Here is a 22,559-nt window from a genome sequence, read left to right as displayed (position 1 = left end):
GAATGCACGAGCAGCACCGCCGTAGGTTTTAGCCAGTACGGTGGTGATTGCAGCGGTCAGGGTAGTTTTACCATGGTCAACGTGGCCGATGGTGCCGACGTTAACGTGCGGTTTTGTACGTTCAAATTTTTCTTTAGACACGGCTATATTCCTTACTATAGTGCTCTCCCCTTTGGAGAGAGCACGGGACTTAGGTTTTAATCCTGTGGATTATTTACCACGGGCTTCAATAACGGCCTGAGCAACGTTGTTCGGTGCATCATCATACTTCAGGAATTCCATAGTGTATGATGCGCGACCTTTGGTCAGAGAACGCAGCTGAGTTGCATATCCGAACATTTCAGACAGCGGTACTTCAGCGTGGATCTTAACGCCAGTCACTTCGGATTCCTGACCGCGCAGCATGCCGCGACGACGGCTCAAGTCACCGATAACGTCACCGGTGTTCTCTTCCGGCGTTTCTACTTCAACCTTCATGATCGGCTCAAGCAGAACAGGTTTTGCTTTCTTAAAGCCTTCTTTAAAGGCAATAGACGCAGCCAGTTTAAACGCCAGTTCAGAGGAGTCAACGTCGTGGTAAGAACCGAAGTGCAGACGCACGCCCATGTCAACTACCGGGTAGCCAGCCAGCGGACCAGATTTCAGCTGTTCCTGGATGCCTTTGTCAACGGCCGGGATGTATTCGCCAGGAATTACACCACCTTTAATGTCGTTGATGAACTCGTAACCTTTCGGGTTAGAGCCCGGCTCCAGCGGGTACATGTCGATAACAACATGACCATACTGACCACGACCACCAGACTGCTTGGCGTGTTTACCTTCGATATCGGTAACTTTCGCGCGAATCGCTTCGCGGTAAGCAACCTGAGGTTTACCGACGTTCGCTTCAACGTTGAATTCACGCTTCATACGGTCAACGATGATGTCGAGGTGCAGTTCACCCATACCAGCGATAATGGTCTGGTTAGATTCTTCGTCAGTCCATACGCGGAAAGACGGGTCTTCTTTAGCCAGACGGCCCAGAGCCAGACCCATTTTTTCCTGGTCAGCTTTGGTTTTCGGTTCTACGGCGATGGAGATAACCGGCTCAGGGAATTCCATACGCTCCAGAATGATCGGGTTTTCCGGATCGCACAGGGTATCACCTGTGGTTACGTCTTTCAGACCGATTGCTGCAGCGATGTCGCCCGCGCGAACTTCTTTGATCTCTTCACGTTTGTTAGCGTGCATCTGAACGATACGACCGAAACGCTCACGTGCGGATTTCACGGAGTTCAGTACGGTATCACCAGAGTTAACCACACCGGAGTACACGCGGAAGAAGGTCAGGTTACCTACAAACGGGTCGGTTGCGATTTTGAACGCCAGAGCAGAGAACGGCTCGTCGTCGCTAGCGTGACGCTCAGCCGGAGTATCTTTGCCATCGTCCAGGATACCGTTGATCGCAGGAACGTCAGTCGGCGCCGGCAGGTAATCAATTACCGCATCCAGCATCGCCTGAACACCTTTGTTCTTGAACGCAGAACCGCAGGTTACCAGGATGATTTCGTTGTTCAGAACGCGCTGACGCAGAGCAGATTTAATCTCTTCTTCAGTCAGTTCTTCACCGCCGAGGTATTTCTCCATCAGCTCTTCTGATGCTTCTGCAGCAGACTCGATCAGGTTCTGGTGCCATTCGTCAGCCAGGTCCTGCATGTCAGCCGGGATATCTTCGTAAACGAAGGTAACGCCCTGGTCAGCATCGTTCCAGTTGATGGCTTTCATTTTCACCAGGTCGATAACACCGGTGAACGCTTCTTCAGCGCCAATTGCCAGCTGCAGCGGAACCGGGTTCGCGCCCAGGCGGCTTTTGATCTGACCAACAACTTTCAGGAAGTTCGCGCCCATACGGTCCATTTTGTTAACGAACGCGATACGCGGAACTTTATATTTGTTTGCCTGACGCCATACGGTTTCAGACTGTGGCTGAACACCACCGACTGCACAGTAAACCATTACCGCGCCATCAAGAACACGCATGGAACGTTCTACTTCGATGGTGAAGTCAACGTGCCCCGGGGTGTCGATGATGTTTACGCGATGCGGTTCATACTGTTTGGCCATACCAGACCAGAATGCAGTAGTCGCAGCGGACGTGATGGTGATACCACGTTCCTGCTCCTGCTCCATCCAGTCCATGGTAGCGGCGCCGTCATGAACTTCACCGATTTTGTGGTTTACACCGGTGTAGAACAGAATACGTTCGGTAGTCGTGGTTTTACCGGCGTCGATGTGCGCACTGATACCAATGTTACGGTAGCGTGCGATGGGCGTTGTACGAGCCATTTTATTCCTCGTTTATTGCTTTAGACGTTCAGATTAAGTTACCCAGAACGGGCGGCTTACCTGAAGCGCCCGTCTGGTGACTAGAACTCCGAAGGTATTACCAGCGGTAGTGTGCGAACGCCTTGTTGGCTTCTGCCATACGGTGAACGTCTTCACGTTTCTTAACTGCAGTACCTTTGTTGTCTGCAGCGTCAGAAAGTTCGTTCGCCAGGCGCAGAGCCATGGATTTATCACCGCGTTTACGAGCAGCTTCTACGATCCAACGCATTGCCAGGGCATTGCGGCGAACCGGACGGACTTCAACTGGAACCTGATAAGTAGAACCACCAACGCGGCGAGACTTAACTTCTACAGTCGGGCGCACGTTTTCGAGAGCGACTTCGAATGCTTCCAGTTCAGTTTTACCAGAGCGCTGAGCCAGGGTCTCCAGCGCGCTGTATACGATTGCTTCGGCAGTAGATTTTTTACCATCTACCATCAGGATATTTACAAATTTAGCCAGCAGTTCTGATCCGAACTTCGGATCCGGCAGAATTTTACGCTGACCAATGACGCGACGACGTGGCATGGAAATACTCCGTTGTTAATTCAGGATTGTCCAAAACTCTACGAGTTTAGTTTGACATTAATTTAAAACGTTTGGCCTTACTTAACGGAGAACCATTAAGCCTTAGGACGCTTCACGCCGTACTTGGAGCGAGCCTGCTTACGGTCTTTAACGCCAGAGCAGTCAAGCGCACCGCGAACGGTGTGGTAACGAACACCCGGGAGGTCTTTAACACGACCGCCACGGATCAGGATCACGGAGTGCTCCTGCAGGTTGTGACCTTCACCACCGATGTAGGAGGTGACTTCGAAACCGTTAGTCAGACGCACACGGCAAACTTTACGCAGTGCGGAGTTCGGTTTCTTAGGAGTGGTGGTATATACACGAGTACATACGCCACGTTTCTGCGGGCAGGCTTCCAGCGCCGGCACGTTGCTCTTTGCAACTTTGCGCGCGCGTGGTTTGCGTACCAGCTGGTTAACTGTTGCCATTAAATAGCTCCTGGTTTTAGCTTTTGCTTCGTAAACACGTAATAAATCGACCTCATATAATATGAGGACGCGGAATTTTATGGCTGTGCTTAAAAGGTGTCAAGAAATATACAGCGATCGCGTCTCACCAACGCATCTGAGTCTCGTGTTTTATCGTCAGATTAACGAAATCAGTATAGCTAACCCTGACGACACTGCTCGAAATTTGACCAGTAAGACCCCTGGCATCGAGATCTTCTTTTAGCGCAGACACCGTTATGGGGGCATTTAGCAGTAACTCAAGGTACTGCCCCCCTTCCAGAGCGGCGAGAACCCCATCGGAAAGCAGTAGAAGATCGTCGCCGCTGCGCAGGGCGCGTACTAACGCCGCCATATCGCACTGCCAGGGTGAATGGGCCAGAGTATGCAACATAAGCGCCTCAAAAAGTCATAACGACATCGTAGCTGTCTAATCGAGCGCGCAGCGCATCCGGCTCAAGGCTTTCCACCGGCAAAACGAATGCCGACGCGTCGTTTAAGCCGCGTTCGCGCAGGGAGGCCGCGCACAACCAGCAATTTTCAATGTCGTACAGGGGAAGAACTTTAAAGGTGGCGATGTAATCACGCGCCAGAATAGCCTCTGGCCGCTGGCCCGCAAGCAGCTGGAAGACACCATCGCCGATAAAAAAACGCCGATATCATCCGTAAACGCGGAGGCGGCCAGCAGCGCATCCAGCCCTTCGCGGCCTGAGGCGACGCCATGAGGCGCCGTGGTAAAAACAAAGGCAATACGTTTCATTAGAATTGCACCAGCCTGTCGCAGGTCAGCGCCGCTTCGGCCAGCGCCCCGAGCCCGGAGAGCAAAAAACCAGGCTGGAGATTAGCGCCGGAGAGCTGCAACCGCTGCGCCTCCGTCTCGTCCACAACGCCCCGCCGCAGCGCAGCCGCAACGCAGATATGCAACGCCACCTGCGACTCGTCATGCAGACGCTGCCAGCCGCGCACTAAGTCAAACTCATCGCTGGCAGGAGAGGTCAGCGCGTTGGCATTGGTCACGCCATCCTGATAAAAGAAAACCGCGCCCAGCTCATGGCCGCTCTCTTTCACCGCGCAGGCAAACTGATATGCGCTGCTGGCCTGCTGAGTACCGTATGCCGGGCCAGTTACCATCAGAGCGAAACGCATTACCGCTCCTGTCCGGAAAAATCGCCGCTCTTGAACTGGCGGATATAGAGATAGACAGTGTGTTTGGAGATGTTCAAACGGTCCGCCACCTGGTTAATCGCATCTTTGATATCGAAAATCCCTTTTTCGTAAAGATTCAGAACGATTTGGCGGTTCTTAGCGTTATTGGAAACGTTGCGATCGGCATTGACCTCTTCGATAGTGAACTCCAGCGTTTGCGTCACCAGGTCCTCGACGGAAGAGGCAAAATTCACCGAAGAGCCCACGTCAGGGGTCTCAGGAGGAATAAAGGTGTTCATGATCTGCGAGAAAGGCACATCAAGGTTCATATTGATGCAAAGCAACCCAATCACCCTCTGTTCGCGGTTACGAATGGCGATGGTCACAGATTTCATTAACACGCCGCTTTTGGCGCGCGTGAAGTAGCATTTCGATACGCTACTGTCCGCGCCGGTCATATCATGCAGCATGCGCAATGCGAGGTCGGTAATCGGCGAGCCGATTTTTCGTCCGGTGTGTTCGCCATTAGCAATGCGGATGGCGGAACATTTCAGATCCTGCAGGGAGTGCAAAACGATTTCGCAATGAGAACCAATGAGCATCGCTAACCCGTCCACAACCGCTTCATAAGATTTGAGGATATCGAAGTCGGTCTGATCAAATGGACGTTGATCCAGTAAATCGAGTTCACTGGTTTCGTTGGTTAAAAGCGACCTGGACATGAAAAAAAACACTCCTTTTCAGGAGCCTGTCGTTATGTTTTCAGGGCAGGCTCGACATTGACACGAAGGACTAAATTAATACAGCGCGGGTTACGCTTTCCAGAATTATATACATTTTATCTTTCGGGCCGCCTCTTTGTTACCTGCGCTCACATCTTTGACGCAAAAAAAACCGCCGCCCTTAAGGCGGCGGCGTCTGCTTTCTTATTTCTTACTGGCGTCAGCGGCTTTATCGCCTGCTGCGGCTTCTGGCGCAGCGTCAGCTTTCGGTGCCGGTTTGATATCCAGCAGCTCAACGTTGAAGACCAGCGTGGAGTTTGCCGGAATGCCCGGAACGCCATTCTTGCCGTATGCCAGCTCAGGCGGAATGACGAGCTTGATCTTGCCGCCTTTCTTGATGTTTTTCAGCCCTTCGGTCCAGCCAGGGATAACGCCATCCAGACGGAAGGAGAGCGGCTCGCCACGGGTATAGGAGTTATCGAACTCTTTACCGTCGATCAGGGTACCTTTGTAGTTGACGACAACGGTATCGCTGTCAGTCGGCGCGACGCCAGTACCTTCTTTTTCAACCTGGTAGAGCAGGCCAGTAGAGGAGGTTTTCACGCCTTTCTCTTTGGCGAACGCGTCACGGAAAGCTTTACCTTTGGTCTCGTTTTCCTTCGCGTCTTTTTCCATTTTCTCCTGCGCGGCTGTCTTCACGCGGGTTTCAAAGGCCTGCAGCGTCTGTTCGATCTCTTGATCGCTCAGTTTGCTCTTGTCGGCAAACGCATCCTGAACGCCAGCGATCAGCTGCTCTTTATCGAGCTTAATGCCCAGCTTCTCTTGCTCTTTCAGGGAGTTATCCATATAACGGCCCAAAGACGCGCCCAGCGCATAAGCTGATTTCTGGTCGTCGTTTTTAAATGCCGCTTTGCTGTCAGTCGCTGCTGCTGCAGCGTCTTTGGTCGCGGTTTCGGCAGCAAAGGTAAGCGGCGCATTTAACGCAACGGCCATCGTGGTCGCCAGCAGCGTGACTTTAAACAGTGATTTCATCCATTTCTCCAGGGCCGGGGCCTCTCACCCCAGGGTTAAACGTAAATAAGAACCGTACTATAAAACGTTGCGGAAGAAATCTACATAAGGACACCCTCCGAAATCGCCTGTTTTAAGACTATTTTTGTTTAAATTAGTTTCGCATCGCCTGTCTCAGGCTGTGCATCGGGTAAAAGTTAAGTAAAATCCGCCGTTCCAGCAGAAAGCGCGCAAAGCGTTAAGCGAGGTAAAAGATGCAGGAGTTAACTATGGAAGCGCGGCTGGCAGAACTGGAAAGCAAGCTGGCGTTTCAGGAAATAACCATTGAAGAGTTGAACCAGACGGTGATTGCTCATGAAATGGAGATGGCCAGGCTGCGCGAACATATGCGCCTGATGGCGGAAAAACTCAAAGCGAGTCAGCCGTCGCATATGGCTTCTCCGGCAGAAGAGACGCCGCCGCCCCACTATTGAGACGTAAAAAAAGCGGGCAAAGCCCGCTTTTTTGCGCCCGTATTGTTACCGGGTCGGAAAGTCGATGGGGATCAGTGGCAGCCGCAGCCGCCGTTGCCGCCGCAGCCGCCTTTGCCGTGCTCGTGACCGTGGTCATGTCCATGACCGCCGCAGCAACCATCGTGGCCGTGATCATGATCGTGATCGTGGCCGTGCGCGCCGTGAACGTGGCCATGAGCCAGTTCTTCTTCGGTCGCTTCGCGGATTGCCACAACTTCAACGTTGAATTTCAGGTTCTGGCCAGCCAGCATGTGGTTACCGTCAACCACTACGTGGTCGTCTTCCACTTCGGTAATTTCTACCGGTACCGGGCCCTGGTCTGTTTCAGCCAGGAAACGCATACCCACCTGCAGTTCATCAACGCCCATAAAGACGTCTTTAGGAACGCGCTGCACCAGGTTTTCGTCATACTGACCGTAAGCGTCATTCGCGCCAACAGCAACATCGAATTTATCGCCGACGTCGTGACCTTCCAGCGCTGTCTCCAGGCCAGAGATCAGGGAACCATGACCATGCAGGTAGTCCAGCGGCGCACTCACCGGAGACTCATCAACCAATACACCGTCTTCTGTACGTACCTGATAGGCCAGGCTGACCACCAGGTCTTTTGCTACTTTCATGATATCTCCTGAGCATGGGAAGAGTAGTGGCGCAGATTGTAGCGGAATTCTGCAACCGTGTACCCTTTAGCTTAAAAAATCCTGGCTGATATCGCTAGTCCGGATGAAAAATCCCGATAACTTGCTCATCTTTGCGGACATGATCGCGGGCTTCTTTATCCGCCTCGCGCATCTGGTGACCGCACTTAACGCATTCAACAATATCCACATTATTTTCCCGCCACATCGCCAGCGAATCCTGCGCCTGGCAGGCCGGGCATTTTGCGCCAGCGATAAAACGTTTACGTACTGCCATACTGTCACCTTTATTCAAATTCATCCCAGCCGTCTGGCTGCCTGCGCTCCTGCTGCATTTCGCGCTGAAAAATCTCTTCCAGCTCCCGGCGCGCTTCCCGTACGCGGGAAATTTGCTGCGTATCCGCATGCACCGGCGCCAGCTCCCGCAGCATACGCATATCGAGACGACGAAAATGCTGCTGCGCGCGGTGGGCCTGATGCGGATGCATGCCCAGCGTAATCAGCGTCTTGCGCCCCAATTCCAGCGCGCTGGAAAAGGTCTCGCGGGAAAACTGCGTCACGCCCATCTGTAAAAGTTCATGCGCCTCGACGCGCCCCCGCGCCCGGGCCAGGATCTGCAGATGCGGAAAATGTTGCTGGCAGATCTCCACCAGTTTCATGGTGTCTTCCGGATCGTTACAGGTGATCACAATGGACTGCGCCGCTTCCGCCCCGGCGGAACGCAATAACTCCAGCTGCGTAGCGTCGCCATAATAGACTTTATAGCCATATTTACGCATCAGGTTAACCGCGCTGATATCCCGCTCAAGCACGGTGATACGCATTTCGTTGGCCATCAGCAGACGGCCAATGACCTGACCAAAGCGGCCAAACCCCACCACGATAACCTGCGGTTTGTCATCCTCGACCCACGGCGCTTCATCTTCATCCTCCGGGCCGTTGAAGCGCCGCGAAAGGCTCTTATCGATGGCTTTCATCAGTAGCGGCGTGGTCATCATTGACAGCGTCACGGTGACGAGCAGCAGCGCCATCTGGTCGTCATGGAAAAGACGTTGAGAAGAGGCGGTGGAAAAGAGCACAAAGGCAAATTCGCCCCCCTGGCTTAAGACCCCGGCAAACTGCATACGCTCAGAGCTACGCAGCCCATAAATACGCGCCAGCAGATAGAGCACGCCGGTCTTCACAGCCACCAGGATCGCCACGCTCATCAGCACCCATAAAAGATGGGTATAGAGCACGCCAAGGTTGAGCGCCATGCCGACCGAGATAAAAAATAGCCCCAGCAGCAGCCCCTTAAACGGATCGATGGCGGTTTCCAGTTCGTGGCGATACTCGCTCTCCGCCAGCAGGATACCGGCGATAAAGGTCCCCAACGCCATTGATAGCCCCAGCGCATCCATAAACAGCGCTGAACCAAGCACCAGCAGCAGCGTGGCGGCGGTAAACACCTCCCGCACGCCGGAGGCGGCAATAAAGCGAAACACCGGGCGCAGCAGATAGCGTCCGCCGACCAGCATCACCGCGAAGGCCAGCACCTTCATGCCGATTTTTATCCAGTCGGGGTGTTCGTCGCCGTTGCCCGCCAGCAGCGGCACGAGGGCTAACGCCGGAATGACCGCCAGATCCTGGAACAGCAGTACGGAGAAGCCTAACTGCCCGGATTCGCTGCGATTCATCCCCTTGTCGCGCATCAGCTGCAGCGCCATCGCCGTTGACGACATTGCCAGACCGATGCCGCCGATAGTCGCGGCCTGCCAGGAGAACTCGGTGAGCATCAGCAGCCCTGCGAGCACGGCAGCGCTCAGCAGCACCTGCGCAGCGCCCACGCCGAAAATCGAGCGGCGAAGCTGCCAGAGTTTTGCCGGGTTCAGCTCCAGCCCGATGATAAACATCAGGAAGACCACCCCCAACTCAGAGAAGTGGAGAATTTCATCCACGTCGCTGATAAACCCCAGCCCCCACGGACCAATAGCGATACCTGCCAGCAGGTATCCCAGTACCGCGCCAATACCCAGCCTTGCCGCCAGCGGCACCGCCACCACGGCGGCAAACAGGAACAGCACGCCTGCCAGTAATAAATCCGATCCTTCCATCAGCGGCCTCCCACGGGAACAGGGTTCGCCAGCCAGTCGCCATAGGCTTTCGCATGGCTGGCAAGCTCCGGGGCGCCCTGACGCCTGGCCCAATAGATGATAATGGGGCTTAACCAGTGCATGCGGCACATCCCCGCCGTTAGCTCAAATGGCCGCAGGACATCGCTCATCGGATAGCGATTCAGCGCGTCATACCGGTAGGCGCTCTCCGGCTCGCCGGTGGTAATGACGCTACGCCAGTACTTTCCCGCCAGCTGGTTTCCTCCTGGCCCGCTGGCGAACTCGCGCGTCAGCACCCGATCGAGCCACTCTTTCAGTAACGCGGGGCAGCTATAGGTATAGAGCGGATGCTGAAAAACGATGACATCATGCTGGCGCAACAGTGACTGCTCGCGTGGGATATCAATAAAAAAATCTGGATAGTGCGCATAGAGATCATGCACGGTGACATTCTGCAGCTGCGTTGCCGGCTTAAGCAAAACCCGGTTTGCCACCGAGTCCTGTGATTCCGGATGGGCATACAGCAGCAGGACTTTCGCTGTCTGAGACATCATCCCCCTCCCGGGCGTCGAACCTCTTCCCCTTCAAAGCCGCATTCATGCAGCCAGAATGATTTTGTGAAAACGCTTTATTATGGGCTACCATGGCGGGCCCGGTGGGGCAAAGACCCTCACCTAACATTATCATAATGATAAATTAACATAGTCTGAACATACGGCGCCTTATGATTGTTTTCTCCTCGTTACAAATTCGTCGCGGCGTGCGTGTCCTGCTGGATAACGCCACAGCCACCATTAATCCGGGCCAGAAAGTGGGCCTGGTGGGCAAAAACGGCTGCGGAAAATCCACGCTGCTGGCGCTTTTGAAAAACGAAATCAGCGCTGATGGCGGCAGTTTTACCTTCCCCGGCAGCTGGCAGCTGGCATGGGTCAACCAGGAGACGCCTGCCCTGCCCCAGCCCGCGCTGGAGTACGTCATTGACGGCGACCGCGAATACCGCCAGCTGGAAGCCCAGCTGAACGACGCCAACGAACGTAACGACGGGCACGCCATCGCCACGGTACACGGCAAGCTGGATGCCATCGATGCCTGGACCGTGCGCTCCCGCGCCGCCAGCCTGCTGCACGGCCTTGGTTTCTCTAACGAGCAGCTTGAACGCCCGGTGAGCGACTTCTCCGGCGGCTGGCGAATGCGCCTCAACCTGGCTCAGGCGCTGATTTGCCGTTCCGATCTGCTGCTGCTTGATGAGCCAACCAACCACCTCGATCTCGACGCCGTTATCTGGCTGGAAAAGTGGCTCAAAAGCTATCAGGGCACTCTGATTCTGATTTCCCATGACCGCGATTTCCTCGACCCGGTGGTGGATAAAATCATTCATATCGAACAGCAGACGATGTTCGAGTACACCGGCAACTACAGCTCGTTCGAGGTGCAGCGCGCCACCCGGCTCGCCCAACAGCAGGCGATGTACGAAAGCCAGCAGGAGCGCGTGGCGCATCTGCAGAGCTATATCGACCGTTTCCGCGCCAAAGCCACCAAAGCGAAGCAGGCCCAGAGCCGCATTAAGATGCTGGAGCGGATGGAGCTTATCGCCCCGGCCCACGTCGATAACCCGTTCCGTTTTAGCTTCCGCGCGCCGGAAAGCCTGCCCAACCCGCTGCTGAAAATGGAAAAGGTCAGCGCGGGCTATGGCGAGCGCATTATTCTCGACTCGATTAAGTTAAACCTGGTGCCCGGTTCGCGCATTGGCCTTTTGGGGCGTAACGGCGCGGGTAAGTCGACGCTTATCAAACTGCTGGCGGGGGAACTCAACCCGGTAAGCGGTGAAATTGGCCTGGCGAAAGGCATCAAGCTGGGGTATTTCGCCCAGCACCAGCTGGAATTCTTACGCGCCGACGAATCGCCGCTCCAGCATCTCGCCCGCCTGGCACCGCAGGAGCTGGAGCAAAAGCTGCGCGACTACCTTGGCGGCTTTGGCTTCCAGGGCGATAAGGTCACGGAAGAGACGCGGCGTTTCTCCGGCGGGGAAAAAGCGCGTCTGGTGCTGGCCCTGATCGTCTGGCAGCGCCCGAACCTGCTGCTGCTCGATGAACCGACTAACCACCTCGACCTTGATATGCGCCAGGCGCTGACCGAGGCGCTGATTGAATTCGAAGGCGCGCTGGTGGTGGTGTCGCACGACCGTCACCTGCTGCGCTCCACCACCGACGACCTCTATCTGGTACACGACCGCAAAGTCGAGCCGTTTGACGGCGATCTGGAGGATTACCAGCAGTGGCTGAGCGACGTGCAAAAACAGGAGAGCCAGCCTGCCGACGCGCCAAAAGAGAACGTGAACAGCGCCCAGGCGCGCAAAGACCAGAAACGGCGCGAAGCGGAACTGCGTACCCAGACACAGCCGCTGCGTAAAGAGATAGCCCGTCTGGAAAAAGAGATGGAAAAACTGAATGCGCAGCTGGCGCAGGCGGAAGAGAAGCTGGGCGACAGCGAGCTGTATGACCAGAGCCGTAAAGCGGAGCTGACCGACTGCCTGCAACAGCAGGCCAGCGCCAAAGCCGGGCTGGAAGCGTGCGAAATGGCCTGGCTGGAAGCGCAGGAGCAGCTTGAGCAGATGCTGGCTGACTAACTTCGGGAAACAACAATGACGCCGCTCATTACCAACGATATCACCTTCCGCAAGCTCAGCATCTTCATGACGTTTATGGAGAAGGGGAATATCGCCCGCACGGCGGAAGCGCTGGATATCAGCGGGGTTAGCGTGCATCGCGCGTTACATACGCTGGAAGAGAACGTCCTCTGCCCGCTGTTTGTGCACAAAGGGCGCAACCTGATGCCGCTGCCTGCCGCCTGGACGCTGCTGGAGTATTGCCAGGAGGTGACGCAACTGATGGCGCGCGGGCTTGAAGAGGCGCGCAAAACCGCAGGCGTCGGCCAGGGGCGCTTACGCGTCGGCACGCTCTACTCCCTCACCCTGGAAACGGTGCCGCATCTGATCATGGGCATGAAACTGCGCCGCCCCGATCTGGAAATGGACCTGACGATGGGGTCAAACGAGACGCTATTACGAATGCTGGAAGAGGGGTCGCTGGACGCGATTCTTATTTCTATCTCTGACAGCGATATCGATCGTAATAGCCTCGAAGTGCTGCCGCTGTTCCATGACGATATCTATCTTGCCGCCCCGACCTCCGCCGCGCTGAGCAGCAACCGGCTTGCCGATCTGCGTGACTACCGCGATCAGAAGTTTGTCTCGCTGGCGGAAGGGTTCGCCACCTACGCGGGGTTCCAGGAAGCGTTTAATATCGCCGGGTTTGAGCCGGAGATCGTCACCCGGGTAAATGATATTTTCTCGATGCTCAGCCTGGTGCAGGCGGGGGTGGGTTTCACCCTGATGCCAGGGCGCATGAAAAAGGTATACGAAAATTCGGTACAGCTGCTCAAGCTGGCGCAGCCCTACCAGATGCAGCAGCAAATAGCGATTGTCTTCGCCCGCAACCGCGAGCACGACCCCAACCTGCTGGCGCTGGCCGCCGAAGGGCGGATGTACGCCCGCAGTCTGGAAAAACTTACCCCAGAGAGCTAAGCCGCCGCGCCAGATGCTGCGCCACATCCAGCCCGCTGCGCTCCAGCGAAATTGTTTCGCCTTCCCAGCCAGCCTGCCGCGTCAGGCAGGTGAGCACGCCGCCGGGAGGTATCTCAATCGCCAGCCGCGCTTCACGCTCGTTAGCGGCGATAACCGCCTCCTGCCAGCGCACCGTACGCGCCATGTTCATCGCCAGATCGTCGGCAATGCGCTCCGGCTGCCACAGCACGCGCCCGCTGCTGCCGCTCAGGTAAGCAAGACGAGGACGAGAAAGCGTCACCTGACTGAACGCCGCCGCTAACCGTTGCGCCGGCTCCGCCAGCAGTTCGCAGTGCGACGGCACGCTCACGGAAAGCCGGTGCGCCTTGCTGGCCCCTCTGGCCAGGGCCTGTTTCGCCACTGCCGCCATCGCGTCATCGGCGCCGGCGATCACAATCTGCGTTTCGGCGTTGAGGTTGGCAATATAGGTGCCGCTGCCCGCCACCAACGCTTCAACCTGCGGCAGGGTCAGCCCCATAATCGCCGTCAGGCCGTAGCCGCTGGGGTACGCCTGCTCCATCAAATCGCCACGTAGCGCCACCAGCCGCAGCGCATCGTTAAAATCGAGCGCCCCGGCAACTACCGCCGCCGGATAAGCGCCAATAGAAAGCCCGCTGACAATGTCCGCCGTCACGCCGCGACGCCCCAGCTCGCGCGCCCAGGCCACGCCCGCAATCAGCAAACAGAGCTGTACCGCCCTGGTGTGGCGCAGCGATTCAGCGCTATCCAGCCGGTCCGCCTCTGCGCCCAGCACCTCACGCGCCTGCGCCAGCTCGGTTCCCGGAAGGTTCTGCAGCATGCCAGCATGCTGCGTCCCCTGCCCCGGAAAGGTGAACAGTATTTTCATTTACGCCTCCCTGTTCCACGGGTCGCTAACCAGCAGCGGCCCCTGGCTCGTTTTTAACATCGCCCGGCCATCGCGCAGCCACTCCGCCAGCGCAAACGCGCCGTGGGGCGTTTCCACCTGCGTATCCGCCCGGCACAGTCCGCCAGCCAGCTGCTGCTGCCATGTCTCCAGCGCTTCGCGGGGCAGCGCCTGCGGGGCGCGGATCAGCAGATCCAGATCGCTTGCCGCATGAATAACCGGAATGCCGGTCGCCAGCGCGTAACCGGTACTCCCGGTGATGCCCCATGTCCACGGCCACGCCTGCTGCGCCAGCAATAAAGCCACCTGAACCGGTGGCTGTGAAATAAAGGGTGAGCGCAGCAGCGCCAGCGGGTCCACCAGCGACTCCGGCGTGCAGACACGCGTGATGGCGGCAGGCTTAGCCCAGCCCGCCGCCCGCTGCTCGCGCTTCATGCCGCGCACGCCCACGGGAACGCGGTTGGCACTATCAACATCACGCCGCACCACCACCGGCAGGCCGGTATGCCACAGGGCACTGACCCAGGATTCGGCGATACCTTCCAGCGCGTCACGGGCGTTAAGCCAGACAAGGTCATGCGGACGTAATGTTGAAGTCATGGTTTAGATTCCTGAGGTCAGCGAGATAAACAGCGGCAGCGACAGGATACACAGAACCGAGCTCAGCAGCAGCACGGCTTCTGCATCGGGCGACTGCACGCCAAAGCGGTTGCCGAATACCACGCCGAAGAAGCCAGCAGAGAGCGCAATCATCAGGATTGCAGTGATCGCCACCGAACCGTGGAGGCCGAAAATCAGCACGATACCCCAGGCAATCGCCGGTTGAATCAGCAACTTGGCAATAGTCGAGGTGATCACCATCGTATTGATTTGCAGCTTACGGGCAGAGAGGATCACCCCGGTCAGGAACAGCGCTGCCGCGGTCGCAGAGAGCCCCAGCGGTTTGATCGCCGCCAGCACCAGCTCAGGCATTTTGATACCGATAGCCGAAAGCACGACACCCAGCAGCGGGCCCATCACGATCGGTTTTTTCAGCGAACGCCACATCAGCACCGGCAGCATCGCCAGGGTGGAGCCGGTGTTGTTGCCTTCCGCACGCGCTTTTTCACGTTCCAGAATCAGCAGGCAGAACGGCGTCATCAGTACGGAGCCGCAGGCGATGGAAACCGCCACGGAGAGCGAGGTAGTCGCCCCTTCGCCCAGTACGCTGCCCAGAATCGGCAGACCCAGCGCCGCGTAGTTCGGCAGCGCCACGGTCAGCGTCAGCACGGCCGCGTCCTGCGGTGATTTTTTAAAGACCTTCGTGGCAAGGAAGTAGATGGCGGCGTAGGTGACCCACATCGCCAGCGTCAGCACCAGAATCAACGGTGACTGAGCGAGAATGCCTGTCCATGGCGTTTGCACCGTGGCGCTAAACAGCGTCGCCGGTAATGCGAAATCCATTACGAAAATGTTGAGCAGGGAAACGTTTTTATTATCGACCATTTTGGCCTTACCGGCCCAGAATCCCAGCAGCATAATGATGAAGATTGGTGCAAGGGCATGAACAATTACGTAAGTCATAAATCACCTGTAATAAATAAAAATAGTTAGCACAGACGCGATGATTATTATTTTTCAGACGCAGCGGCCCCCATGGGCGCGGCAGGCGCGCCCATGAAGCCGAACGTCCGGCAGGTCTCTTTACTTACCAGCTTGCCCGCATACGTTCGCGTACGAGGGCAGAGCTGCGGCGGTTGTCAGCGCCCAGACGGTTTTTCAGCGTCGGGTCCTGACGAGCGTCGTTGATGGCCTGTTGCAGGGTGTTTTTCACCAGAGCCAGATCGATTGATGAGGGCGCATCCGGGTTGCTGATATCCAGCAGGTCGGTAAGCAGCCCCAGGGTGGCGTAGTTGCTGATGTCGTAAGCCATCGGCGGGATGGTGGCTGCCAGTTTTTCCAGCGCCTCCACGGTACGCAGGGTGATGCGCGCCGCGGACTCTTTACCCATCGCGTGGATCATCACGCCTTTATCGTTAAAGGCGATCAGGCGGTTAGCCTGGTAGCCGTGGGCAAGAAACGCGCCGGACATCGCTTTGCCGACAATCAGACCAATCACCGGGTGGCCCGCCAGACGCGCATTGGCATAGGCCGCCGCCGCGCCCGCCAGCGCCTGATGAATGCCAAAACCTTCTTCGCGGCGGCCATAGGCCTGACTTGCCACGTCGATCACCGCCACAATCGGGCGCTTCACGGCGTTATTCGCATCGGCGGCGACGGTTTCGCTCACCACTTTCGCAAGCGTCCAGCCCTCCAGCAGACCCACTTCGCCTTTGGTGGCGCGCGGGTAGTGGTTATGGGCATCCGGCACGACGGCGATAAAACGCACCGTCTCGCCGTTCAGCTCGCCGTCCGCCGCCTGGACGGAAGGGCACAGCCCTGCCAGACGTTGCGCATTCGGCGCGAGGGTTTCCAGCCATAATTCGCCACGGCTTATTGAATTACTCATCATTTCACCTCCCGGGCAAAGAGCGCGTTAATCTGTTCGGCGTCGGCCTGTTTGCGGGTGTCGAAACGGGTCAGGCGGTCGAGATACCAGTCGTAGTTGTCGGTGCGATGTTTCGCCGGAACGCCCTTCGCGATGGCGTCATTCACTGCGGCTTTCACCGCGTTCACGCCGTCGCCGACCAGCGCGTCAACCAGCCCGCTCTGGTAGCGAACTTCGCCGCCGGTCATGCTCCAGATAAACGGACGGTCGCGGGAGTCGTACTCTTCAATCCCGGCTTCCTGTTCGATAACCTGCGGGCCGTTCAGGCCAAGACGCGCTTCGCGGGTGACAATCAGATAGCTGCACAGCGCTGCGGCAATGGACATCCCGCCGAAGCAGCCAACGGTGCCCGCGACAATCCCCACCACCGGGGTGTAGCGACGCAGGTCGACAATCGCCGCGTGGATATCGGCAATCGCCGCCAGACCGAGATTCGCCTCCTGCAGACGCACGCCGCCGGTTTCCAGACTCAGTACCGCCTGGGTCGGAATACCGTTACGGTTATCTTCCGCCGCCAGCTCCAGCGCCGCCGCCATTTTGGCGCCGGACACTTCGCCCATGCTGCCGCCCTGGAACGCGCCTTCTATCGCCACGACCACCGCCGGTTTACCGTTGATGGTGCCTTTGGCGACAACCATGCCGTCATCCGCCTGCGGGACGATGCCCTGCGCGCCCAGCCACGGGGAGACAATCTCCTCGAACGGGTCGAGCAGTTCACGGTAGCTGCCCTCATCCAGCAGCGCATGGGCGCGCTGACGCGCTCTTAATTCAATAAAACTGCGATCGTCACGCATAGCTCACCTCTTCAAATACCTGTTCGATACGAATGCGCGCCACGCCCGGCGTCGCGCCGAAATCGTGAATGGTCAACGTGCCCGCGGGCAGGCTGCTTACCGTCTGCAGGCGGTTGAACAGCGCTTCCCAGCGGCTACGGCTGTTATCGACAGAAGTGGTGATATCAATGGTTAACGTCTGCCCCTGGGCGGCGGTGAATAACACCTCCATATCCCCGGAGCCCACAACGCCTGCCAGCGCTTTGCCGCTTACGGTACGGCTGGCCGGTACGGTTAACGTAATGTGTTCCATAACATCCTCTTAATGCTTGAAATAGGGCGATTCGACGCGATCGAGAAACAGGGTCGCGGCAAGCAGATCCGCCGCGCCGCCGGGCGAAGCATTTAGCATGAGCATCTGGCGGTCTAAACGGGCCAGCGCCTGCTGGCCTGCCAGCGATGCGCTTCCCCCGGCGCTGAGCACTTCGCGCGCGCCGTCCTGCATGGCATCAAGCCCCTCCAGCCCTGCGCGGGACAGCACGCAGGTATCGCTGAGCGAGGTCATAATCGCCATCAGGGCATCGAGCCGCGCCTGCGTTTCGCTACTGCCGCTCAACCGGCTTAAACGCAATTGCGGCAGCGCCCGCTGCATAATGTGCGGGAAAGCCTGCTGCGCCTCTTCACGCGCGCCCGGCACGCGGTAACGGTGCGTGGCGCACAGCCCTTTGCTAAAGACCTTTGGCGCGGCGGCGTCCGGCAGTTTCGCCAGCTCGGCAGCCGTCAGAGTAATCTGCTGCGCGTTGGCGGTTCCGCCGAGCATCGCCACGGCGCTGACCAGCAGCCCCAGCGCCCAAATCGCGCCGCGGTGGGTATTCACGCCATTCGTTGCCGCCATCATCTGCTGCTCGCCTTCACGACCGAGTCGCCCTACGGTTTGTCTGAGCGCAATATCCGCCGGTCGCTGCCAGCTTTGCTGCGCCAGCGCCTGAAACGTGGGGGTCAGGCTGTGCGCGGAACGCTCCATTAACGCGAGCGTAAGATCGTGATGCGCGCCGTTCCCCCGACTGTCCACCAGACCGGGTTTCGGGCTTAAGCGCGCTTCGTCAATCAGACACTGCGTGGCGGCTCGCGCCAGCCATTCGGCACCGCCTTCAACCTGAATCTGTGGCAGAAGTTTCATTACCAGCTCCGGAATTTCGCAGGTGGGTTGTACAGGCCGCCGGACCATTCAACGAGATCCGCAACGCTACCGGCCGCCAGCAGAGAACGGGTAGCGTCAGTGCGACGAATGCCCATATCTTCCGGGTAAACCACTTTGCCGCTACTGCGCAGTTCGGCGACGCGCTTCGCGTCAACGCCCAGACCGATATCGGTAATGCCCGCTACTGCGGCCACCATCGCCCGGCGCTCTTCCATGCTTTCAGCACGGTAGAGATAAGCGATACCCTCTTCGGTCAGCACGTGGGTCACGTCGTCGCCGTAGATCATCACCGGCGCCAGCGGCATGCCGGAGGCTTTCGCCACGTCAACGGCGTCCAGTTTCTCAACGAAGGTCGGCTTCACGCCCGCCTGGAACGTTTCCACCATCTGCACGACCAGCTTTTTACCGCGCTGCATCGGGTCAGGTTCGGTGATCATGTTGAGCCACGCAGGGGTGGCATGACGACGACCGTGCGGGTCATGGCCCATATTTGGCGCGCCGCCGAAGCCGGAGAGACGGCCGCGGGTCACGGTGGAGGAGTTGGCGTAGCCATCTACCTGCAATGTGGAGCCGATAAACATATCCACCGCGTACTGGCCTGCCAGCTGGCAGAAGGCGCGGTTAGAGCGCATGGAGCCGTCGGCACCGGTAAAGAAGATGTCAGGGCGGGCGCGGATATACTCTTCCATCCCCAGCTCGCCGCCGAAGCAGTGCACGCTCTCCACCCAGCCGCTCTCAATCGCCGGGATCAGCGTCGGGTGCGGGTTCAGCGTCCAGTGTTTACAGATTTTGCCTTTCAGGCCGAGCTGTTCGCCGTAGGTCGGCAGCAGCAGTTCAATGGCGGCGGTGTTAAAGCCGATACCGTGGTTCAGCGACTGCACCTGATGTTCGGCATAGATGCCTTTGATGGCCATCATCGCCATCAGGATGTGTTCCTGTTTGATCAGGCGCGGGTCGCGGGTAAACAGCGGTTCGATAAAGAACGGCTTGTCGGCCACCACCACGTAATCAATCCACGAGCCGGGGATATCCACGCGCGGCAGGTCGCATTCGTCATCCACCAGTTCGTTGACCTGGGCGATAACGATGCCGTCACGGAACGCGGCGGCTTCCACCAGCGCGGGGGTATCTTCGGTACTCGGCCCGGTATAGAGGTTGCCTTTCCGGTCAGCTTTGTAACCGGCAATCAGCGCCACGTTGGGCGACAGGTCTACATACAGGCGGGAGTAAAGTTCGATGTAGGTGTGGATAGCGCCGATTTCCAGCAGGCCATCTTCCAGCAGCTGCGAGATGCGCAGACTTTGGGTGCCGGAGAAAGAGAAGTCCAGCTTGCGGGCGATCCCTTTTTCAAAAATATCCAGATGCTCGCTGCGCCCGACGCTCGGCATAATCATATGCAGGTCGTGCACTTTCTCAGGATTGACCTCAGCCAGCATGCGCGACAGGAAATCAGCCTGCTTCTGGTTGTTGCCCTCAAGAACCACGCGGTCGCCCGGCGCGATCAGTTTTTCCAGCATAGCGGCCAGGTCTGCGGTCGGCAGTACCTTGCCCTGCACCGGTACGGAAGCCATACGCCGCTGTTTTTCAGTGCGGCGCGTGTTCCAGACACGTGCAGGCGTTTGCCCAGATAACATTATTAACCTCCTGATTCAGCTAATCATTTTGATTGCTTAACACAGATAAAGTGTGCGCTTTGGCGAGAAAGTCATCAATTAAGCGTAGAGGTAAATCATTAGCCTGAGAGTAATAATCAAAAGAAACTTTTGTGACACAGATCAACCTGAGTTGCCGCAACAAACGCTATCAACGCCTCATTTTCTTAAAAACAAAATGAAAGCGGCGGTATAGTAGTCGGCTGACTATTCGAGAACACTGCACGATTTATGACCATGACCTCCCCGGAACTCAACCTCAGCGCAGGCAGCGAGGCGGACTTTGTACCGATGCGCGTTATCCGCAATCGCCATCTGCAGACCATGCTGCCGCGGCTGATTCGCCGTAAGGTGAAGTTCGACGCCCACTGGCAGCGCCTTGAGTTGCCTGACGGCGATTTTATCGATCTCGCCTGGAGTGAAGACCCGTACCTGGCTAAACACAAGCCGCGGCTGGTGGTCTTCCACGGTCTGGAAGGGAGCCTGCATAGCCCTTATGCCCACGGACTGATTGAGGCGGCGCAGAAGCGCGGCTGGCTTGGCGTGGTTATGCATTTTCGCGGCTGCAGCGGCGAGCCCAATCGCCTGAACCGCATTTATCACTCCGGGGAAACCGAAGACGGCACCTGGTTTTTACACTGGTTAAAACAGGAGATTGGGGAGGCCCCCACCGCCGCCGTCGGCTATTCGCTTGGCGGCAATATGCTGGCCTGCCTGCTGGCGAAAGAGGGGAAAGAGGTACCTATCGACGCCGCGGTCATCGTCTCCGCGCCGCTGGTGCTGGAGGCGTGCAGCTACCATATGGAAAAGGGCTTTTCCCGTGTTTATCAGCGTTACCTGCTCAACCTGCTGAAAGCCAATGCCTCCCGCAAACTGGCCGCCTATCCCGGCACGCTGCCGATAAATCTCGCGCAGCTTAAAGCCGTGCGGCGCATTCGTGAATTTGACGACCTGATCACCGCTAAAATTCACGGCTTTGCCGACGCCATCGACTATTATCGTCAGTGCAGCGCGATGCCGCTGCTGAACAAAATCGCCAAACCGACGCTGATCATCCACGCGAAGGACGATCCCTTTATGGATCATCATGTGATTCCCGAACCGGGGACGTTGCCCCCTTCGGTGGAGTATCAGCTGACCGAGCATGGCGGGCATGTTGGTTTTGTGGGCGGTACGCTGCTGCGCCCGGAAATGTGGCTGGAGAAGCGTATTCCCGACTGGTTAAAAACGTATCTGGAAGCCTGAGATGATCATTCCCTGGCAGGATCTGGCGACTGAAACGCTGGATAACTTGATTGAAAGCTTTGTCTTGCGCGAAGGCACCGATTACGGCGAACATGAGCGTTCGCTTGAACAAAAGGTCGCCGATGTGAAACGGCAGTTGCAAAGCGGCGAAGCCGTGCTGGTATGGTCGGAACTGCACGAAACCGTCAACATTATGCCGCGCAAGCAGTTTCGCGAATAACCGGCGTCATCGCTTACTCAGGGAGTTGCTATGTCCGCAAAACATCCGGTTATTGCCGTCACCGGCTCCAGCGGGGCAGGAACCACTACCACCAGCCTCGCGTTTCGCAAAATCTTCGCCCAGCTCAACCTGCACGCGGCGGAGGTGGAAGGGGACAGCTTTCACCGCTTCACGCGCCCCGAGATGGATATGGCGATTCGTAAAGCCCGCGACCTGGGCCGCCACATTAGTTACTTTGGCCCGGAGGCCAATGACTTTGGCCTGCTGGAGCAGACCTTTATCGAGTACGGGCAGTCCGGTAAAGGCCAGGCGCGAAAATACCTGCATACCTATGATGAAGCCGTTCCCTGGAACCAGGTGCCCGGCACCTTTACCCCGTGGCAACCGCTGCCGGAACCCACCGATGTGCTGTTTTACGAAGGATTACACGGCGGCGTAGTGACGCCGCAGCACGACGTGGCCCGCCATGTGGATCTGCTGGTGGGGGTGGTGCCTATCGTTAACCTGGAGTGGATGCAAAAGCTGGTGCGTGATACCAGCGAGCGCGGTCACTCCCGCGAGGCGGTGATGGATTCGGTAGTGCGTTCGATGGAAGACTACATCAACTTCATCACGCCGCAGTTTTCCCGTACCCATATCAACTTTCAGCGCGTGCCCACGGTGGATACCTCCAACCCCTTTGCCGCGAAAGTGATCCCATCGCTGGATGAGAGCCTGGTGGTAATCCACTTCCGTAACCTGGAAGGCATTGATTACCCCTGGCTGCTGGCGATGCTGCAGGGCTCATTTATATCCCACATGAATACATTAGTGGTGCCCGGCGGCAAAATGGGGCTGGCGATGGAGCTGATCATGACGCCGCTGGTACAGCGGCTGATGGAAGGCAAAAAAATTAAGTAGCTGGAGGTAAAAGCAAAACGGCAACGCACGTTGCCGTTTTTTAGGGTTTTG

At 57.3% G+C, this 22,559-nt stretch carries 26 protein-coding genes and 1 pseudogene; 6 read left to right on the top strand and 21 right to left on the bottom strand.

Annotated features, from left to right (window positions below):
• From ENTHG_RS24470 to fkpA, 9 genes and pseudogenes are all read right to left on the bottom strand, one after another.
• A partial coding sequence (locus ENTHG_RS24470; RefSeq protein ID WP_023227838.1) for a GTP-binding protein occupies positions 1-141 on the bottom strand: 141 nt, incomplete at its 3' end.
• Positions 142-210: 69 nt separating this feature from the next.
• Positions 211-2,325, bottom strand: coding sequence for an elongation factor G (fusA, locus tag ENTHG_RS19765; protein ID WP_044183832.1), 2,115 nt, complete (start codon positions 2,323-2,325; stop codon positions 211-213).
• 97 nt (positions 2,326-2,422) lie between these two features.
• A complete protein-coding gene (gene rpsG / locus ENTHG_RS19760) occupies positions 2,423-2,893 on the bottom strand; it encodes a 30S ribosomal protein S7 (protein WP_044183829.1) in 471 nt (156 codons plus the stop codon).
• Between the two features lie 95 nt (positions 2,894-2,988).
• Complete coding sequence (gene rpsL / locus ENTHG_RS19755; RefSeq protein WP_000246815.1) at positions 2,989-3,363, bottom strand: 30S ribosomal protein S12; 375 nt, start codon at positions 3,361-3,363, stop codon at positions 2,989-2,991.
• A 124-nt stretch (positions 3,364-3,487) separates the two neighbouring features.
• Positions 3,488-3,775 carry a sulfurtransferase complex subunit TusB gene (gene tusB / locus ENTHG_RS19750; RefSeq protein WP_044183826.1) on the bottom strand — a complete coding sequence of 96 codons (288 nt, stop codon included), beginning with the start codon at positions 3,773-3,775 and terminating at the stop codon, positions 3,488-3,490.
• 7 nt (positions 3,776-3,782) lie between these two features.
• Positions 3,783-4,141 (bottom strand): annotated as a pseudogene (gene tusC / locus ENTHG_RS19745) (sulfurtransferase complex subunit TusC).
• On the bottom strand, positions 4,141-4,527 hold the full coding sequence (gene tusD / locus ENTHG_RS19740) for a sulfurtransferase complex subunit TusD (protein ID WP_044183823.1): 387 nt from the start codon (positions 4,525-4,527) through the stop codon (positions 4,141-4,143). The pseudogene tusC and the gene tusD overlap by 1 nt, the downstream one beginning before the upstream one ends.
• Positions 4,527-5,249 (bottom strand): helix-turn-helix transcriptional regulator, encoded by a 723-nt coding sequence (locus ENTHG_RS19735; RefSeq protein ID WP_044183820.1) that lies wholly within the window; start codon positions 5,247-5,249, stop codon positions 4,527-4,529. Before ENTHG_RS19735 ends, tusD begins: the two co-directional genes overlap by 1 nt.
• 204 nt (positions 5,250-5,453) lie before the next feature.
• The gene (gene fkpA, locus ENTHG_RS19730; RefSeq protein WP_044183817.1) at positions 5,454-6,281 is read right to left on the bottom strand and encodes an FKBP-type peptidyl-prolyl cis-trans isomerase; all 828 of its coding nucleotides are present in this window, start codon (positions 6,279-6,281) and stop codon (positions 5,454-5,456) included.
• Between the two features lie 233 nt (positions 6,282-6,514).
• On the opposite strand from fkpA, the gene ENTHG_RS19725 reads away from it, so the two are divergent.
• Positions 6,515-6,733 carry a protein SlyX gene (locus ENTHG_RS19725; RefSeq protein ID WP_044183814.1) on the top strand — a complete coding sequence of 73 codons (219 nt, stop codon included), beginning with the start codon at positions 6,515-6,517 and terminating at the stop codon, positions 6,731-6,733.
• A gap of 71 nt (positions 6,734-6,804) precedes the next feature.
• On the opposite strand, the gene slyD is transcribed toward ENTHG_RS19725, so the two are convergent.
• From slyD to kefG, 4 genes are all read right to left on the bottom strand, one after another.
• The gene (gene slyD, locus ENTHG_RS19720; RefSeq protein ID WP_044183811.1) at positions 6,805-7,392 is read right to left on the bottom strand and encodes a peptidylprolyl isomerase; all 588 of its coding nucleotides are present in this window, start codon (positions 7,390-7,392) and stop codon (positions 6,805-6,807) included.
• A gap of 94 nt (positions 7,393-7,486) precedes the next feature.
• On the bottom strand, positions 7,487-7,687 hold the full coding sequence (locus tag ENTHG_RS19715; RefSeq protein ID WP_044184043.1) for a YheV family putative zinc ribbon protein: 201 nt from the start codon (positions 7,685-7,687) through the stop codon (positions 7,487-7,489).
• A gap of 10 nt (positions 7,688-7,697) precedes the next feature.
• Positions 7,698-9,503, bottom strand: coding sequence for a glutathione-regulated potassium-efflux system protein KefB (gene kefB / locus ENTHG_RS19710; RefSeq protein ID WP_044183808.1), 1,806 nt, complete (start codon positions 9,501-9,503; stop codon positions 7,698-7,700).
• Positions 9,503-10,054, bottom strand: coding sequence for a glutathione-regulated potassium-efflux system ancillary protein KefG (kefG, locus tag ENTHG_RS19705; protein WP_044184041.1), 552 nt, complete (start codon positions 10,052-10,054; stop codon positions 9,503-9,505). The genes kefB and kefG overlap by 1 nt, the downstream gene beginning before the upstream one ends.
• Before the next feature lie 173 nt (positions 10,055-10,227).
• Between kefG and ENTHG_RS19700 the strand changes: the two genes are divergently transcribed.
• Both ENTHG_RS19700 and ENTHG_RS19695 read left to right on the top strand, forming a co-directional pair.
• Entirely contained in the window at positions 10,228-12,129 is a 1,902-nt protein-coding gene (locus ENTHG_RS19700) for an ABC transporter ATP-binding protein (RefSeq protein ID WP_044183805.1), read from the top strand.
• Between the two features lie 15 nt (positions 12,130-12,144).
• Positions 12,145-13,086, top strand: a complete 942-nt coding sequence (locus tag ENTHG_RS19695; protein WP_044183802.1) for a LysR family transcriptional regulator — start codon at positions 12,145-12,147, stop codon at positions 13,084-13,086.
• Here the strand turns inward: ENTHG_RS19695 and mdcH are convergent.
• The 8 genes from mdcH to mdcA all read right to left on the bottom strand — a co-directional run bounded on the left by mdcH (position 13,070) and on the right by mdcA (position 20,125).
• Positions 13,070-13,972: a malonate decarboxylase subunit epsilon gene (gene mdcH / locus ENTHG_RS19690; RefSeq protein ID WP_044183799.1), complete on the bottom strand. Its 903-nt coding sequence runs from the start codon at positions 13,970-13,972 to the stop codon at positions 13,070-13,072. The genes ENTHG_RS19695 and mdcH overlap by 17 nt on opposite strands.
• Positions 13,973-14,590, bottom strand: coding sequence for a malonate decarboxylase holo-ACP synthase (locus tag ENTHG_RS19685; protein WP_044183795.1), 618 nt, complete (start codon positions 14,588-14,590; stop codon positions 13,973-13,975). It lies immediately after the preceding gene.
• A 3-nt stretch (positions 14,591-14,593) separates the two neighbouring features.
• Complete coding sequence (locus ENTHG_RS19680; protein WP_044183792.1) at positions 14,594-15,553, bottom strand: AEC family transporter; 960 nt, start codon at positions 15,551-15,553, stop codon at positions 14,594-14,596.
• 124 nt (positions 15,554-15,677) lie between these two features.
• Positions 15,678-16,478 (bottom strand): biotin-independent malonate decarboxylase subunit gamma, encoded by an 801-nt coding sequence (mdcE, locus tag ENTHG_RS19675; protein WP_044184039.1) that lies wholly within the window; start codon positions 16,476-16,478, stop codon positions 15,678-15,680.
• Positions 16,478-17,311 carry a biotin-independent malonate decarboxylase subunit beta gene (locus ENTHG_RS19670; RefSeq protein ID WP_044183790.1) on the bottom strand — a complete coding sequence of 278 codons (834 nt, stop codon included), beginning with the start codon at positions 17,309-17,311 and terminating at the stop codon, positions 16,478-16,480. The genes mdcE and ENTHG_RS19670 overlap by 1 nt, the downstream gene beginning before the upstream one ends.
• Complete coding sequence (gene mdcC / locus ENTHG_RS19665) at positions 17,304-17,603, bottom strand: malonate decarboxylase acyl carrier protein (protein WP_044183788.1); 300 nt, start codon at positions 17,601-17,603, stop codon at positions 17,304-17,306. The genes ENTHG_RS19670 and mdcC overlap by 8 nt, the downstream gene beginning before the upstream one ends.
• A gap of 9 nt (positions 17,604-17,612) precedes the next feature.
• A complete protein-coding gene (locus tag ENTHG_RS19660) occupies positions 17,613-18,470 on the bottom strand; it encodes a triphosphoribosyl-dephospho-CoA synthase (protein ID WP_044183784.1) in 858 nt (285 codons plus the stop codon).
• Positions 18,470-20,125 (bottom strand): malonate decarboxylase subunit alpha, encoded by a 1,656-nt coding sequence (gene mdcA, locus ENTHG_RS19655; protein ID WP_044183782.1) that lies wholly within the window; start codon positions 20,123-20,125, stop codon positions 18,470-18,472. The genes ENTHG_RS19660 and mdcA overlap by 1 nt, the downstream gene beginning before the upstream one ends.
• A 249-nt stretch (positions 20,126-20,374) precedes the next feature.
• Here mdcA and ENTHG_RS19650 point away from each other — a divergent pair, with 249 nt between their 5' ends.
• The 3 genes from ENTHG_RS19650 to ENTHG_RS19640 are packed head-to-tail and all read left to right on the top strand — an operon-like array spanning position 20,375 to position 22,508.
• On the top strand, positions 20,375-21,388 hold the full coding sequence (locus tag ENTHG_RS19650) for a hydrolase (RefSeq protein ID WP_044183779.1): 1,014 nt from the start codon (positions 20,375-20,377) through the stop codon (positions 21,386-21,388).
• A gap of 1 nt (position 21,389) precedes the next feature.
• Positions 21,390-21,608 carry a YheU family protein gene (locus tag ENTHG_RS19645; RefSeq protein WP_044183776.1) on the top strand — a complete coding sequence of 73 codons (219 nt, stop codon included), beginning with the start codon at positions 21,390-21,392 and terminating at the stop codon, positions 21,606-21,608.
• Between the two features lie 30 nt (positions 21,609-21,638).
• Positions 21,639-22,508 (top strand): phosphoribulokinase, encoded by an 870-nt coding sequence (locus ENTHG_RS19640; protein ID WP_044183772.1) that lies wholly within the window; start codon positions 21,639-21,641, stop codon positions 22,506-22,508.
• The last annotated feature ends 51 nt before the right edge of the window (positions 22,509-22,559 follow it).

It is taken from the genome of Phytobacter massiliensis JC163 (genome assembly GCF_000321045.1).
In the GTDB taxonomy this organism is placed as follows: Bacteria; Pseudomonadota; Gammaproteobacteria; order Enterobacterales; family Enterobacteriaceae; genus Phytobacter_A; species Phytobacter_A massiliensis.
This window is presented reverse-complemented; position numbering and strand designations above follow the sequence as displayed.

Bases quoted from the DNA above. Each gene is read 5' to 3' on its own strand.
- fusA (WP_044183832.1), bottom strand. From the start codon at position 2,325: ATGGCTCGTACAACGCCCATCGCACGCTACCGTAACATTGGTATCAGT.
- rpsG (WP_044183829.1), bottom strand. From the start codon at position 2,893: ATGCCACGTCGTCGCGTCATTGGTCAGCGTAAAATTCTGCCGGATCCG.
- rpsL (WP_000246815.1), bottom strand. From the start codon at position 3,363: ATGGCAACAGTTAACCAGCTGGTACGCAAACCACGCGCGCGCAAAGTT.
- tusB (WP_044183826.1), bottom strand. From the start codon at position 3,775: ATGTTGCATACTCTGGCCCATTCACCCTGGCAGTGCGATATGGCGGCG.
- tusD (WP_044183823.1), bottom strand. From the start codon at position 4,527: ATGCGTTTCGCTCTGATGGTAACTGGCCCGGCATACGGTACTCAGCAG.
- ENTHG_RS19735 (WP_044183820.1), bottom strand. From the start codon at position 5,249: ATGTCCAGGTCGCTTTTAACCAACGAAACCAGTGAACTCGATTTACTG.
- fkpA (WP_044183817.1), bottom strand. From the start codon at position 6,281: ATGAAATCACTGTTTAAAGTCACGCTGCTGGCGACCACGATGGCCGTT.
- ENTHG_RS19725 (WP_044183814.1), top strand. From the start codon at position 6,515: ATGCAGGAGTTAACTATGGAAGCGCGGCTGGCAGAACTGGAAAGCAAG.
- slyD (WP_044183811.1), bottom strand. From the start codon at position 7,392: ATGAAAGTAGCAAAAGACCTGGTGGTCAGCCTGGCCTATCAGGTACGT.
- ENTHG_RS19715 (WP_044184043.1), bottom strand. From the start codon at position 7,687: ATGGCAGTACGTAAACGTTTTATCGCTGGCGCAAAATGCCCGGCCTGC.
- kefB (WP_044183808.1), bottom strand. From the start codon at position 9,503: ATGGAAGGATCGGATTTATTACTGGCAGGCGTGCTGTTCCTGTTTGCC.
- kefG (WP_044184041.1), bottom strand. From the start codon at position 10,054: ATGTCTCAGACAGCGAAAGTCCTGCTGCTGTATGCCCATCCGGAATCA.
- ENTHG_RS19700 (WP_044183805.1), top strand. From the start codon at position 10,228: ATGATTGTTTTCTCCTCGTTACAAATTCGTCGCGGCGTGCGTGTCCTG.
- ENTHG_RS19695 (WP_044183802.1), top strand. From the start codon at position 12,145: ATGACGCCGCTCATTACCAACGATATCACCTTCCGCAAGCTCAGCATC.
- mdcH (WP_044183799.1), bottom strand. From the start codon at position 13,972: ATGAAAATACTGTTCACCTTTCCGGGGCAGGGGACGCAGCATGCTGGC.
- ENTHG_RS19685 (WP_044183795.1), bottom strand. From the start codon at position 14,590: ATGACTTCAACATTACGTCCGCATGACCTTGTCTGGCTTAACGCCCGT.
- ENTHG_RS19680 (WP_044183792.1), bottom strand. From the start codon at position 15,553: ATGACTTACGTAATTGTTCATGCCCTTGCACCAATCTTCATCATTATG.
- mdcE (WP_044184039.1), bottom strand. From the start codon at position 16,478: ATGAGTAATTCAATAAGCCGTGGCGAATTATGGCTGGAAACCCTCGCG.
- ENTHG_RS19670 (WP_044183790.1), bottom strand. From the start codon at position 17,311: ATGCGTGACGATCGCAGTTTTATTGAATTAAGAGCGCGTCAGCGCGCC.
- mdcC (WP_044183788.1), bottom strand. From the start codon at position 17,603: ATGGAACACATTACGTTAACCGTACCGGCCAGCCGTACCGTAAGCGGC.
- ENTHG_RS19660 (WP_044183784.1), bottom strand. From the start codon at position 18,470: ATGAAACTTCTGCCACAGATTCAGGTTGAAGGCGGTGCCGAATGGCTG.
- mdcA (WP_044183782.1), bottom strand. From the start codon at position 20,125: ATGTTATCTGGGCAAACGCCTGCACGTGTCTGGAACACGCGCCGCACT.
- ENTHG_RS19650 (WP_044183779.1), top strand. From the start codon at position 20,375: ATGACCATGACCTCCCCGGAACTCAACCTCAGCGCAGGCAGCGAGGCG.
- ENTHG_RS19645 (WP_044183776.1), top strand. From the start codon at position 21,390: ATGATCATTCCCTGGCAGGATCTGGCGACTGAAACGCTGGATAACTTG.
- ENTHG_RS19640 (WP_044183772.1), top strand. From the start codon at position 21,639: ATGTCCGCAAAACATCCGGTTATTGCCGTCACCGGCTCCAGCGGGGCA.